This is a genomic window from Bacillus sp. FSL R7-0166 (genome assembly GCF_038008935.1).
Classification (GTDB): Bacteria; Bacillota; Bacilli; order Bacillales; family Bacillaceae; genus Bacillus; species Bacillus altitudinis.
In genome coordinates this window covers 2,075,868-2,089,182 of record NZ_JBBPAC010000001.1, presented here as the reverse complement: position 1 = coordinate 2,089,182, position 13,315 = coordinate 2,075,868, and the positions used below count along the sequence as shown (strand labels likewise).

19 protein-coding genes and 1 riboswitch are annotated in these 13,315 nt (G+C 40.9%); of the genes, 16 read left to right on the top strand and 3 right to left on the bottom strand.

Annotation, left to right across the window (positions count from 1 at the left end):
• Window positions 1-48 precede the first annotated feature (48 nt).
• Complete coding sequence (locus NST01_RS10665) at window positions 49-486, top strand: peptidylprolyl isomerase (protein ID WP_007501040.1); 438 nt, start codon at window positions 49-51, stop codon at window positions 484-486.
• 30 nt (window positions 487-516) lie between these two features.
• Here the strand turns inward: NST01_RS10665 and NST01_RS10660 are convergent, their stop codons facing one another.
• Entirely contained in the window at window positions 517-1,779 is a 1,263-nt protein-coding gene (locus tag NST01_RS10660) for an MFS transporter (protein WP_341041919.1), read from the bottom strand.
• 239 nt (window positions 1,780-2,018) lie between these two features.
• Here NST01_RS10660 and NST01_RS10655 point away from each other — a divergent pair, with 239 nt between their 5' ends.
• The 7 genes from NST01_RS10655 to NST01_RS10625 all read left to right on the top strand — a co-directional run bounded on the left by NST01_RS10655 (window position 2,019) and on the right by NST01_RS10625 (window position 6,368).
• Window positions 2,019-2,600 carry a TetR/AcrR family transcriptional regulator gene (locus NST01_RS10655; RefSeq protein ID WP_050827369.1) on the top strand — a complete coding sequence of 194 codons (582 nt, stop codon included), beginning with the start codon at window positions 2,019-2,021 and terminating at the stop codon, window positions 2,598-2,600.
• Window positions 2,601-2,800: 200 nt separating this feature from the next.
• On the top strand, window positions 2,801-3,037 hold the full coding sequence (locus NST01_RS10650; protein WP_017359788.1) for a DUF2164 domain-containing protein: 237 nt from the start codon (window positions 2,801-2,803) through the stop codon (window positions 3,035-3,037).
• A gap of 234 nt (window positions 3,038-3,271) precedes the next feature.
• Complete coding sequence (locus NST01_RS10645; RefSeq protein ID WP_008344451.1) at window positions 3,272-3,616, top strand: hypothetical protein; 345 nt, start codon at window positions 3,272-3,274, stop codon at window positions 3,614-3,616.
• A gap of 114 nt (window positions 3,617-3,730) precedes the next feature.
• Window positions 3,731-3,872: riboswitch (FMN riboswitch) on the top strand.
• A gap of 252 nt (window positions 3,873-4,124) precedes the next feature.
• Complete coding sequence (gene ribE, locus NST01_RS10640; protein WP_026050106.1) at window positions 4,125-4,775, top strand: riboflavin synthase; 651 nt, start codon at window positions 4,125-4,127, stop codon at window positions 4,773-4,775.
• A gap of 11 nt (window positions 4,776-4,786) precedes the next feature.
• Entirely contained in the window at window positions 4,787-5,410 is a 624-nt protein-coding gene (gene ribB, locus NST01_RS10635; RefSeq protein WP_017359786.1) for a 3,4-dihydroxy-2-butanone-4-phosphate synthase, read from the top strand.
• A 26-nt stretch (window positions 5,411-5,436) separates the two neighbouring features.
• A complete protein-coding gene (gene ribH / locus NST01_RS10630; RefSeq protein ID WP_007501031.1) occupies window positions 5,437-5,901 on the top strand; it encodes a 6,7-dimethyl-8-ribityllumazine synthase in 465 nt (154 codons plus the stop codon).
• Window positions 5,902-6,014: 113 nt separating this feature from the next.
• Window positions 6,015-6,368 (top strand): GNAT family N-acetyltransferase, encoded by a 354-nt coding sequence (locus NST01_RS10625; RefSeq protein WP_008344455.1) that lies wholly within the window; start codon window positions 6,015-6,017, stop codon window positions 6,366-6,368.
• Window positions 6,369-6,592: 224 nt separating this feature from the next.
• Here NST01_RS10625 and NST01_RS10620 read toward each other — a convergent pair whose 3' ends face one another.
• Entirely contained in the window at window positions 6,593-7,117 is a 525-nt protein-coding gene (locus NST01_RS10620; protein ID WP_060781159.1) for a DUF309 domain-containing protein, read from the bottom strand.
• 88 nt (window positions 7,118-7,205) lie between these two features.
• Window positions 7,206-7,298 carry a YjcZ family sporulation protein gene (locus NST01_RS10615; protein WP_008359694.1) on the bottom strand — a complete coding sequence of 31 codons (93 nt, stop codon included), beginning with the start codon at window positions 7,296-7,298 and terminating at the stop codon, window positions 7,206-7,208.
• Between the two features lie 210 nt (window positions 7,299-7,508).
• Between NST01_RS10615 and NST01_RS10610 the strand changes: the two genes are divergently transcribed.
• The 8 genes from NST01_RS10610 (at window position 7,509) to resA (ending at window position 13,314) form a co-directional block, all read left to right on the top strand.
• Window positions 7,509-8,267: a segregation/condensation protein A gene (locus tag NST01_RS10610; protein ID WP_007501021.1), complete on the top strand. Its 759-nt coding sequence runs from the start codon at window positions 7,509-7,511 to the stop codon at window positions 8,265-8,267.
• Window positions 8,257-8,850, top strand: coding sequence for an SMC-Scp complex subunit ScpB (scpB, locus tag NST01_RS10605; protein WP_008344462.1), 594 nt, complete (start codon window positions 8,257-8,259; stop codon window positions 8,848-8,850). The genes NST01_RS10610 and scpB overlap by 11 nt, the downstream gene beginning before the upstream one ends.
• A 113-nt stretch (window positions 8,851-8,963) precedes the next feature.
• A complete protein-coding gene (locus NST01_RS10600; RefSeq protein ID WP_060781158.1) occupies window positions 8,964-9,443 on the top strand; it encodes a YpuI family protein in 480 nt (159 codons plus the stop codon).
• A 113-nt stretch (window positions 9,444-9,556) separates the two neighbouring features.
• On the top strand, window positions 9,557-10,708 hold the full coding sequence (locus NST01_RS10595; RefSeq protein ID WP_060781157.1) for a D-alanyl-D-alanine carboxypeptidase family protein: 1,152 nt from the start codon (window positions 9,557-9,559) through the stop codon (window positions 10,706-10,708).
• Window positions 10,696-11,283: a nucleoside recognition domain-containing protein gene (locus NST01_RS10590; protein ID WP_007501015.1), complete on the top strand. Its 588-nt coding sequence runs from the start codon at window positions 10,696-10,698 to the stop codon at window positions 11,281-11,283. The genes NST01_RS10595 and NST01_RS10590 overlap by 13 nt, the downstream gene beginning before the upstream one ends.
• 4 nt (window positions 11,284-11,287) lie before the next feature.
• A complete protein-coding gene (locus NST01_RS10585; protein ID WP_017359781.1) occupies window positions 11,288-11,824 on the top strand; it encodes a spore maturation protein in 537 nt (178 codons plus the stop codon).
• A gap of 134 nt (window positions 11,825-11,958) precedes the next feature.
• A complete protein-coding gene (rluB, locus tag NST01_RS10580; protein WP_007501012.1) occupies window positions 11,959-12,693 on the top strand; it encodes a 23S rRNA pseudouridine(2605) synthase RluB in 735 nt (244 codons plus the stop codon).
• 90 nt (window positions 12,694-12,783) lie between these two features.
• Complete coding sequence (gene resA, locus NST01_RS10575) at window positions 12,784-13,314, top strand: thiol-disulfide oxidoreductase ResA (RefSeq protein WP_017359780.1); 531 nt, start codon at window positions 12,784-12,786, stop codon at window positions 13,312-13,314.
• Window position 13,315 lies beyond the last annotated feature (1 nt).

Below are 13,315 nucleotides of genomic sequence, written 5' to 3'. Positions count from 1 at the left end.
AAATGTGCTATAATGAGCGTTGTTTAACCTGAAAGGAGAATGTGAAAAATGGCGAAAAAAGGATACATACAATTAACGAATGGAAAGAAAATTGAGTTTGAACTTTACCCAGAGGCTGCTCCAGGTACAGTAGCAAACTTTGAAAAATTAGCGAATGAAGGCTTCTACGATGGATTGAAATTCCACCGCGTGATCCCAGGGTTCGTAAGCCAAGGCGGCGATCCAAACGGTAATGGAACTGGAGGACCTGGTTACACAATTAAATGTGAAACAGAAGGAAACCCTCATCAGCACGAGAGAGGTTCATTATCAATGGCACACGCTGGTAAAGACACTGGCGGCAGCCAATTCTTTATCGTACATGACCCACAGCCGCACTTAAACGGTGTTCACACTGTTTTTGGCAAAGTAACATCTGGTATCGAAGCTGTTCTTGATATGGAACAAGGACAAGGCATGGAAAAAGTCGAAGTGATCGATGCTTAATCCAAAACACCGCTTAATAGCGGTGTTTTTTTATTTTAAATCTGATGTTCCTGTGATCTGTGCCGTGAAGCGGTAGGTGATCATCCAATAAAAAAGGGCTAAGGCGCTGATAGAGGCTCCAAATAGACATACCCCATTCCAGCCAGCGTTGGCGTATATGTTAGTTGATACAATAGAACCGAGCGCACTGCCGAGGGAATAAAAAATCATATAAGCAGCAGTCAGCCGGCTTCTCGCCTCAGGCTGGACCATGAAAATCATACTTTGATTGGTCACGTGAACGGCCTGCACAGATAGGTCAAGAATGACGATACCAACGATTAATAAAATGAGGGAATATTCAGTGAAAAAAATAAAACACCATGAAAAGAGTAATAGGACAAGGGCGATGCACGTTGTTAACTGTCCTAAGCCTCGATCAGCAAGGCTTCCAGCCCGAGCGGCACCTAATGCTCCGGCAACTCCAGCAAGGCCAAATGCTCCAATCGCCGTATGTGACAGATTGTATGGCGTAGTGCTGAGAGGCAGCACAAGTGAAGTCCACAGCGTGCCAAACACAACAAAGATCAGAAAACCCAGTACGCCACGAATACGTAGAATTCGTTCTTGTCTGAACAATATAAACATTGAAGCGAGCAAGTTCACATAGGATATGGAGACTCTCTTGTTGTCAGCACGCGGAAGATACCGGTACAACACGCCAGTGATGATCAGCATCATCACGCCGGAAACGAGATAGACTGATCTCCAGCCGGCGAGATCGGTTAGTACACCAGCAAACGTTCGTGCGAGAAGAATACCAATCACAATTCCACTTTGAACCAAGCCCACTATGCGGCCACGTTCTTCAGGAGCGGCCCATGTCGCTGCGAATGCTACGAGTACCTGAGTGACTACAGCAAGCAGTCCCACCGCAGCTAGTCCTATGAACAGGACGGTGGCGGTAGGGGCGATACCGACTAGAATGAGAGATAACACGGATACTAGCATTTGAGCTACGATGAGTCGCCGTTGGTTGAACAGATCACCAAGTGGTACGATCAGTAGCAGTCCTAGCCCATAACAAAGCTGAGTAATCGTAATGACCATACCAATGGATGAATAGCTGATACCAAACTCGGATGCGAGGGAGTCTAATAATGGCTGTGCAAAATATATGTTTGCTACTGCCATCCCTGAGGCTGTCGAAAACAGTAGAGCCATATTGCGAGTCATCGTTGATCGGGTGGTTATTTGTAAATGAGTCGTTTCCAGATCAGAATGTTCAACGGCATTCATCTTTTCTTTTTTCATGCATGTCATCCGCTCCTTTTGTACTGAAAAGTATAATATACTGATCGATATAGAATGATTCCTGTTAAGGATAACCATAGAAACGTTTTAAAGTCAAGATGATATAGTGAAGATCGTAGTCGGTTTGACAATGATATGTCAATAAAATAAAATGATAATGTACCGATGAGTAAAAACGTTATAAGAAATAGATGATTGATTTAGTGAAGAGAGTTTTATGATAGAAATGAGGGTTGATAATGGTTCGACAACGGGAATTTGATGAGGAAAAAGCGTTAGATGAGGCCTTGTTGCTTTTTTGGGAGAAGGGGTACAGAGCGACTACATTAAGCGACTTAACTGCAAAAATGGGAATACAGCGGCCAAGCTTATACTCAGCGTTCGGTGATAAAGAGGAATTGTTTGAAGCAGCATTACGCAAATATACAACTCAGCATGCAGCACATATTCGATCAAAACTGCAAAACAATCTGTCTGCAAAGGAAGCATTTCGTACATTATTTACTGAATTAGTAGAAGAGGAATATGGAGATGGGCCGAGTAAAGGGTGCTTCTGCATCAATACAATAGTCGAACTTGCCCCCCACGAAGAGAAATTTGAAATTCTCACAAGAGAGCATCAAATGTATCTTTCGGTCATTTTTGAAGAAAAAATTGTACAAGGTATTCGCTCGGGTGAGCTCGAAAGCAGTCTGAATGCCAAAGCCTTAGCACAGGCGCTGGTCGTTTCTTTTATTGGACTTACAGTCCTCATGAAATCTCGCCCAGAGCGTTCATTTGTAGATCATTCTATAGCGACGATACTATCCATATTGAAATAAATAGTCTATATAAAAAAAGCGTATTTTGATCAATGGATTAAAACACGCTTTTTCTTTTAGGGTGTGATGGACACGTTTTTGTGATATGATAAGAGAACAAACATTCGTATTCGTGAGTGTCACCATATGTAGCTCTAAAAATAAGTGAAAGTGCACATCTAAAAAGCGTGTGATCATGCTGAAAGAAAGCAGGAGATACTTTGAAACCATTAACAAAAGAAGAAAAAAATCAGATGATGATTGCTATTCAGCGTTACTTTGCCGAAGAACGAGAAGAGGAGATTGGTGAATTAGCAGCCATCAATATATTAGAATTTATCACAAAACATCTTGGAAGCTACTATTATAATCAAGGGGTTCGTGACAGCCGAAATATCGCTGTTCAAAGATCTCAATTGTTAGAGGAAGATCTATTCGCACTAGAGAAAAGAATATAATCAAAAAGCTCGTCTATCTTATTCACCCTGCTAACAGATAAAGAGGAAAAAAGACCCCCTTAATAAAGAACGCATATTCGTATCATATGTAATGATGAAAAGGTGGAACCAAAAGTCCATTTGAATCGTTATATAAGTAACCATTAATGAAAATCAGCTTTTTTGGTTTTATTTCATCAAAATAAGGAATAGAACATACAAATAGGCGAAGTGCAGATGATGGAGGTTCTAAATATGGGGAAAATCAAATTAAAAATCGCAATCTTATTTGTTTTACTGCTTTGTTTAGGCGCAGGTTATTTATACATGAATGGTATGAAAATTGAAGATGTGCCAACAGCCATCGGCGAAAGCTTAACGAATAATGACAAAGATTACACAATCTATGAATATACCATTACAAAAATTGATGGTGATGAGTATTACGGTCAAGCCAAAAATGGCACGAAAATCATTTTTAATGGAAAGAAATTTGAAGATGATGTGGCCGATCTGAAAAAAGGCGATCGTATTAAAGCATACTTTAGTAATGAAAAAAGAATAGACGGTCTTATAAAAGTAGTAAAAGTCGTCAATTAACAAGTCTCCTTTCCTATAAGGAGGCTTTTTTTATGAACAGGTGAATAAATCTTGATTGTTGCATTTGACAACAAGGATCGCTATAATAGCCCCTAAGGACAGCTAAATATCGATTGTATCCTTCGGGGCAGGGTGAAAATCCCGACCGACGGTAATAAAGCAAATGCTTTACAGCCCGTGACCCGTTAATTTATTAACGGTTGATTCAGTGAGAAGCTGAAGCCGACAGTGAAAGTCTGGATGGGAGAAGGATAACGAAAGCTATGTATGAACAAAAAATAAGTGTTGATCATAGTTTTATTTCTAATGCAAAAAAACCACAGCCCCGGAATTTTTCCGGGGCTTTCTGTATGTCAATATAGTCATCGCATGCAGTGTTTATTAGGTGATCCCTCATTTACCTTGTATGGACCATAAAAAGCGACGAAGGTGTTCAATCGATCACATGTCCCAAACATCGCTTTTTCATAAAGTGAGAAATACAAAAGAAAGAGAAAGGGAGGATCACATGTTTACGGGGATTATTGAAGAAGTGGGTACAGTCCAGTCATTGAGCAAAAGATCCGCAGATGCCATGGAAATCATCATCAAGTGCAGTCGTGTACTAGAAGATGTTCACCTAGGCGATAGTATCGCCATCAATGGCGTTTGTCTCACTGTCACAAGCTTCACAAAAGAACAGTTTGCGGCAGATGTGATGCCTGAGACGGTCAAAGCGACATCACTTGATCAGCTTGCGCCAGGTAGCCAAGTGAATTTAGAGCGAGCGATGTCATCAAATGGACGATTCGGCGGTCATTTTGTTTCAGGCCATGTCGATGGAACGGCTGTGATTACCCGTGTAGAAAAGAAGAGTAATGCCATTTACTATGATTTGAAAATGGACAAGACCCTCACAGATATGCTCACAAAAAAGGGATCGATCGCAATAGACGGCGTCAGCTTGACTATTTTCGATTTGCGAGATGCTCATGTGACAGTTTCTATCATTCCACATACGCTTGAAGGAACTATTTTCCCGACTAAATCTATGGGGGATGTAGTAAATATTGAATGTGACATGATCGGTAAATACATTTATCGCTTTTTAACAAAAGAGCAAAATGAAAAGCAGCCATCACGATTAACCCCATCATTTTTAAAAGAGCACGGATTCTAGGAGGCGATTGTATGTATCATTCAGTTGATGAGGCAGTAAATGCCCTGAAACGAGGAGAAATCATTATCGTAGTAGATGATGAAGACAGAGAAAATGAAGGAGACTTTGTGGCACTTGCTGAGCATGCAACGCCGGAAGTCATTAACTTCATGGCTTTACATGGAAGAGGTCTTATTTGCACACCAGTTCATGCCTCGATTGCGAAACACTTGGATCTGCATCCCATGGTCGAGCGAAATACGGATGCACATCATACAGCATTTACAGTGAGCATCGACCATACGTCAACGACAACTGGTATAAGTGCTTTTGAGCGCTCAACGACCATTTTGGCCATGTTAAATAAAGAGTCAAAACCAGAAGATTTTGCCCGCCCAGGTCATGTTTTCCCTCTTATTGCGAAAGAGGGAGGCGTAGTAGAAAGACCAGGTCATACAGAAGCGGCTGTTGATCTTGCTAAACTTGCGGGTTCAGTGCCAGCGGGTGTCATATGTGAAATTATGAATGCAGATGGAACCATGGCCCGCGTACCCGAACTACAAAAAATTCAAAAAGAACACGATTTAAAGATGCTGACGATTGAAGCATTGCAGGCATATATAAACAAGCAAACAACGACAATGAAAACAAAATAAAAATCACAAAAAAGGATGATGAACATATGAATACAATACAAGGGAATGTAGTAGCAGAAGGATTAAAGTTTGGAATCGTCGTCGCTAGATTTAATGATTTTATTACAAGTAAATTGCTAGATGGAGCAGAAGATACATTGCTTAGACACGGAGCAAACGGTGACGATATTGATGTCGTGTGGGTGCCGGGGGCTTTTGAAATTCCGTATATGGCAAAAAAACTAGCAGAAACAAAAAAATATGATGCAGTCATTACACTTGGAACCGTGATTCGCGGGGCAACATCACATTACGATTATGTTTGTAATGAAGCGGCTAAAGGAATCGCACAAAGTGCCATCTCAACAGGGGTGCCGATTATCTTTGGTGTACTGACAACAGAATCTATTGAACAAGCCATTGAAAGAGCCGGTACAAAGGCTGGAAATAAAGGCAGTGAATCGGCTGCAGCTGCTATTGAAATGGCCAACCTAAATCGAACGTTTCGTTAATTTGATGAAAAAGAGTTTAAAAACAACCTAAAAGTGTTTATAATGTGTGATGAGCAAGTGATTCATAAGACATTTGCTGGAAAATAGGATAATTTTAATATTGAGGGGTATATATGTTAATTCGTTACAAGAGGTCTTTTGAAAAAATTGCCATGGGACTCCTGTCCTTTATGCCGGGTGAGAAAGACGTCAAACAGCTTCAGCAGACGATAAAGTCGTATGAAATGGATGAAGATCGGCAGCTGTTCCTTTGGAAAGATGGTGAGGATATCGTCGGTGCGATTGGTGTGCTGAAAACAGACGACCAAGTACAAATCGAACATATTAGTGTCAATCCGTCCCATCGTGACCAAGGCATCGGCAAGGAAATGGTATTAGCCGTGGAAGAAGTATTCAAAACGAAAACACTCATTCCAAATGAATTAACGCAAGGCTTCTTTCATAAGTGTCACAGTGAAACAAACTAAATATCACACATGTAAAAGCAGAGGTTATATGCCTCTGCTTTAGATTGTTGACAAATGGCTAAAATGAACTTGATTTTAGCCATTTGTCTTCTTTTCAGCGTGATAGAAAACCTTTGCAGTCTAGGAAGGACGAGTACTGGAGCGGAGCGAATTCGATATTCGTGAGCACCGGCACGCAGGACTGACACCGAATGCGAGGGTTTGTCTACACGCTGAAGCAGAGGTTATATGCCTCTGCTTTTTTTACGTTCCATCTGCTTTTCACGTTCAAGCAATACGTCCGTTCGATCACGCAGTCTATGCTTTTCAATTAAGAATGTATGGGATAAGTTGCTCTCCTGTCCGAAGGTTAAGCCTTCTTTTTGGGCCATCTCTTGGCATAAAGAAAGAAGCGTTTCATCTCGGATTGGCAGCATCACACTTTCGTAGGGCATGTCTTCATCGATTTTCTTTTTCAGTGTTCTCAGCAGCAAAAGAAATGCCTCTTCATCAAGACCTAATTCTGTTAGTATGTTCCGGTCCGAATCTAATATATGAAGGCTGTTTGAAATCAGCCGTTTTGCTCCTTTTCCATTCCCTCGTCTTTGATGATACAAAGCAACAGCAAGCTGAATGAGACCCACCCAGTACTTTTTGCGCTGATGAGGAGGATCTTCTTTCCAAAGTTCTTCAAGAATTTCATGACACTCAAAATAATCTCTTGTCGTATGAAATTCATGTAAAAAAGCCACGTACGCTTTAGGATACACAGCGGTCAACTCCTTTTCCACTATCAGTCTAACATACCGAAAAGAAAAGAAGAAAGAGCGCCCCTTTATGAAAGGACGCTCTGTTTCTTTAATAAACCCAAGCCGCGCCAACGATGATCAGCAAGATGAACAGCACAACAATAAGCGCAAATCCTCCGCCGAAGTAATAACCATCTCCCATAATGTTACGGCCTCCTTTTTCATCAGTTCTGATTACAATGGTATTCTATGTATAAATGCCCTCATTGGTATGGGCGAATCCACTGTTTTTCTTTTTTTGCCTGCTGCCTCATGGTCGAAATTATATTGGACGAGAGCTTTATCGTGTCTTATACTAAAGGTTAGCCGATGAAAACGGTACTTAGAAGACAGTAGAAATGGTGAGAAAAGAATGCTGGAATATCAGGTGAAAATAGATTCGTTTGAGGGTCCTTTGGACTTGCTTTTACATTTAATTAACCGTTTGGAAATTGATATTTATGATATTCCCGTCGCTAAAATTACGGAGCAGTATTTATTATATGTCCACACGATGAGGGAGCTTGAACTGGATGTTGCAAGTGAGTATTTGGTGATGGCTGCAACTCTCCTCAGCATTAAAAGCAGAATGCTTCTCCCAAAACAAGAGGAAGAGCTGTTTGATGAAGACCTGATGGAAGAAGAAGAGGACCCTCGTGATGAGCTGATTGGCAAATTAATTGAATACCGCAAGTATAAAAATGCAGCGCAAGAACTGAAGGAACGTGAAGAAGAGCGGCAAAACGCCTTCACAAAACCACCAAGTGATTTAAGTGAATTTGCAAAAGAAGCAGAAGCGAAGGACACAAACTTACACGTCACGGTGTATGATATGTTAGGTGCGTTCCAAAAGGTATTGAACCGCAAAAAAATAACAAAACCAGCACCATCAAAGATTACAAGACAAGAAATCCCAATTGAAGACAAAATGAATGAGATTATGAACCATTTAAGAAAAACAAAAAAGCGGACCAATTTCATGACTTTATTTCAACATGATCAAAAGGAACACCTTGTCGTGACGTTTCTTGCTGTTCTCGAATTGATGAAAAGCCATCAAATCATGCTGGAGCAGGAAGGAAACTTTGAAGATATTTATATCATAGGGAGTGAAACGATTCATGACGCTTGATATCGTGAATTGGAAAGCCATCTTAGAAGCGCTGCTATATGCAGCAGGTGACGAAGGCTTAACAAGAAAACAGCTCATGTCTGTTCTTGAAGTTGATGAGGCAGCGTTGCTTGATATTATGTCTGCCGTAAAGGAAGAATATCAAAAACAAGAACGAGGGATTGAGCTTATTGAATATGCAGATTCATATATGCTGCTGACGAAAAAAGAATACAGCGTATATTTAAAAAAATTAGTAGAGACACCATCGAAAGGTTTGTCACAGGCAGCGCTAGAAGTGCTCGCCATTGTCTCGTATAAACAACCGATTACACGCAGCGAAGTCGAGGAGATCAGAGGCGTTAAATCAGAACGAGTGCTGCATAGTTTAGTGGCCAAAGCACTGCTCTGTGAAGTAGGACGTGCCGATGGACCGGGACGAGCGATCCTTTATGGGACAACACCTACCTTTTTAGAGCAATTTGGTTTAAAAGCCTTAGATGAATTACCGCCACTTCCAGAGAATGTGGAAGCAGATGGGGTGCAAGAAGAGGCTGATCTCTTTTTTGAAAACTTCAATCAAACATTTGAAGAGATAAAATAGTTCAAAATAAGGAAAAATGTATGATAAAATATAAAAAAGATTTTAGGTCTAAAATCTTTATTTGAAAGATAAAATGGTGACAAAGCCATGAGGGGAAGGTAAACACGAAACAAATGGCACATATGAATGTAAAGGCTCAAGTTGATCAAGCAGGCGTTTTTTTATCAAAGGTTGCAGTTGAAGTGAATGATTTTCTGAACGAAGCTACCTTATCAAGCTTGAAACGATTAAACCCGGAAGCGGAAGCCTATTATTGTGACATATTAAGTACATTGCGGAAGCTTGCAGTTTATAGCGAGGATGCCGCGGCGGTTTGTAGGAAAATCAGGCAGCAACAGACATTCCCGCAGCAAGCCGCACAGCAGACGCTTCATCGTATTTATCATCAATGTATTGAAGAATTTTTTACACCAAAAAAGGATACATGGTATGAAGATAGCCGTTCAGCCTACACAGGAAAAAGCTGCATTGTTTTCCATCATGAAGTATCGGCTGAGGTCAAACGTTTGTTTTCTTCATTAGAAAAAGAGTTTTTAACGATGAGAGAAGAGCTGGAATATACAACATCTCATCAGCAAATGAAAATGGTATAAAGAAGAATGAAAAGCGACTCTAATCATCGAGTCGCTTTTTTTTATGGACGAGGCATCATAACTTTTTCAGCCGCGCATACACTTGTACAAAACGGACAAGGACGTGAATGAACATGCCCTATTTAAAAATTGGAACAGCAGTCCTTCTTCTATTGACACTCTTACTGCCTTTTTCCTCACACGCTCAAGCAGACATTTCATTATCGGTGAGTGCGAGAAGCGCCATTTTAATAGATGGACAGTCAGGCAGAGTCCTATTTGGAAAGGACGAGCACGAAAAAAGAAGAATCGCCAGTATCACAAAAATTATGACGGCTGTATTAGCCATTGAATCAGGAAAAATGAACGACATGGTCAAAGTGTCAAAACGTGCGATTCAAGCGGAAGGTTCTTCGATTTATTTAAAGGAAGGACAGAAGGTGAGTTTAGAAGACTTGACATACGGGCTCATGCTGCGCTCTGGAAATGATGCAGCTGTTGCCATTGCAGAACATGTTGGCGGCAGCTTAGAAGGCTTTATTTTTATGATGAACCAAAAGGCCTCTGAACTAGGCATGGAGAATACGAATTTTCAAAATCCGCATGGACTCGATGATCATAAAAACCATTATTCATCAGCTTATGATATGGCGATCTTAACGAAGTACGCCATGAAGCATCAGCAATATCAAAAAATTGCCGGTACCACCTTTTATAAAGCAAAAACAATCGAGGGTTATTGGAAAAATAAAAACAAGCTGCTCACGGGTTTGTATCAATATTCGACTGGAGGGAAGACAGGATATACAAAACTTGCAAAACGCACACTTGTCTCCACAGCTGCAAAAGGAGATGCTGCGCTCATTGCTGTGACGATTAATGCACCGGATGATTGGAAGGATCATATCTCAATGTTTGAGTATGCATTTGATCACTATAAAACGTATGTGCTTGCTGAAAAAGGCAGGCTCGCTTCGTTAAAAGGGACTTTTTACGAAAAAAAAGCGTTTATTAAGCGGGATGTGGACTATTTACTAAATGAGGATGAGAAAAAACTAGTGGAAATCGAAACGGAAATGCTGACGCCTGAAAAGAAATGGGAGAAAAACAAAGAAGCGATCCCAGATGTAGTAGGGAAAATGACGTTCTTACTCGATGGTCAAGTGATTGAGCAAGTCCCCATTTTTTATGAAAACAAACGCAACCGAATGCCTCAAAAAAGCTTTCAAGAAATGTTCAAGTCTGTCTTTCAGACATCGATAGGCGGATCTTCATGGTCAATCTGATCTGGGTATTCCTCACGGTCATCGGTCTTGTCTATGCAATGTTTAACGGAACGATGCATGAAGTGAATGAAGCGGTCTTTAAAGGATCAAAAGAAGCGGTCACCATTTCAATTGGGTTGATTAGTGTTCTTGTATTCTGGCTAGGATTGATGAAGATCGCAGAAGAAGCGGGGTTGTTACATTTCTTTAGTAAATTATGCCGGCCCTTTATCTCAAAACTATTTCCTGAGATTCCTGCGAATCATCCAGCGATGGGGTATATTCTGTCCAATCTCATGGCAAATTTCTTTGGCCTTGGCAATGCCGCCACTCCACTTGGGATTAAGGCGATGGAGCAGATGAAAGCATTAAATGGCGGAAAAAATGAGGCGAGCCGGTCTATGATCACTTTTTTAGCAGTCAATACATCTTCTATCACACTTGTGCCAACGACTGTCATTGCAATTCGTATGACCTATGGTGCAGATCAGCCAACAGATATTGTAGGTCCAACCATTTTGGCGACACTTATTTCAGGTATCGGTGCGATTATGATTGATCGCTATTTCCACTATCGCAGAAGCAGGCGGGGGTGATCTTGTGGCATTTATTAACTGGCTGTCACTTGCTTTGATTCCACTGATCATCGCAGGAATATTGATTGCAGGGACGATTAAAAAAGTACCGACGTACGAAACATTTGTAGAAGGCGGGAAAGAAGGCATTCAAATTGCCTTTTCAATCATTCCGTATTTAGTCGGTATGCTTGTCGCCATTACGATTTTCCGAGCATCAGGTGCCCTTGACTTTGTCATGGAATTATTGAAACCTGTGTTTACAGCGATTGGTGTTCCTACAGAAGTGGTGCCGCTTGCTTTGATACGCCCTATATCAGGAACAGCGGCGCTTGGTATGACATCAGACTTAATCGCGACTTATGGTCCAGATTCTTTTATCGGCAAGCTTGCCGCCGTTATGCAAGGGTCAACAGATACGACCCTTTATATTTTAACCGTCTATTTTGGAGCAGTTGGTATTAAAAAAATGGGAGATGCACTGAAAGTGGGGCTGCTTGCAGACCTGATTGGGATCATTGCATCGATTATTATCGTCAGTTTGTTATTTAGCGGCGCCTAATCAGGTGCTTTTTTTATTTCGTGGATGGAAAATAGCTTTTTTGTTGAAATTAGACAGATGAAACGCTTATTTTTCCACGAATGCTTGTTTGTTTCAAGCCAAGCAAGTAAGATAGTACATGAGGTGAAAGACAAATGGAACGTTTACAGAAAGTAATTGCCCATGCCGGCGTCGCTTCTAGACGAAAGGCTGAAGAATTAATTAAAGAAGGACGAGTTACCGTTAATGGTGAAACAGTGACAGAGCTCGGAGTAAAGGTGGGCTCTTCAGATAAAATTGAAGTCAATGGCTTAAAGCTTGAAAGAGAAGAACCGGTTTACTTTATGCTTTATAAACCGCGCGGCGTCATTTCAGCTGCCGAGGATGATAAAGGACGCAAAGTCGTGACAGACTTCTTTGATGATGTTCCGCAGCGTCTGTATCCAATCGGCCGGTTGGATTATGATACGAGCGGTTTAATTTTGATTACAAATGATGGCGAATTTGCCCATAAGCTCATGCATCCGAAATATGAAATTGATAAAACGTATGCAGCGAAACTAAAAGGCATCCCTTCAAAAGAATTGCTTAGAAAGCTAGAAAAGGGAATCATGTTAGACCATAAAAAAACAGCACCTGCCCGTGCCAAAATGCTCTCGATTGATAAACGAAAGCAAACATGTATTGTGCAATTAACCATTCATGAAGGCAGAAATAGACAGGTTCGCCGCATGTTTGAAGCAATCGGTCACGACGTTTTAAAACTCAAAAGAGAGCAATATGCTTTCCTTCATATTGAAGGCATGAGACCAGGAGATCGCAGAGAATTGACGCCGCATGAAGTAAAACGTCTAAGAGCGATTGCGGATCATGGGAAAAGCGCTTTTTAATTTTCACATAAACTTCAAAAAATGAAGAAGCATCAAAAGAAGGAGAATGCTATAATTTACCTGAATGTCTATGGGGAAGGGGTACTTCAGATGAAGAAAAGACGATTTTTCATACGGACGGGCATTCTCCTCGTGATGCTTGCTGCACTGTGTTATACGATGTATAACTCAGTATTTGCCAAACAGGATCAAATCAAAGAAGGATCTATTGCGCCGAACTTTGTCCTTCAATCGGTAGATGGGGAACGGATTGAATTAAAGGACTTAAAAGGCAAAGGCGTCTTTCTCAATTTTTGGGGTACATGGTGCGGTCCATGTAAGCAGGAATTCCCTTATATGGCAAATCAGTATGAAGTGTTCAAGGATCGCGGTGTCGAAATTGTTGCCGTGAATGTGGGGGAATCCAATATTGCTGTGAAGAATTTTATGGATGCTTATGGCGTGAATTTTCCTGTTGCCATGGACAAAGATCGTCAAGTGACAGAGGCATATGATATTACGCCGCTGCCAACCACATTTTTAATTAATCCTGAAGGCAAAGTAATCAAAGTCATAAAGGGGACGATGACAGAACGTAATGTCTATGAATATATGAATTTGATTAAACCAAAGGGGTCATAGA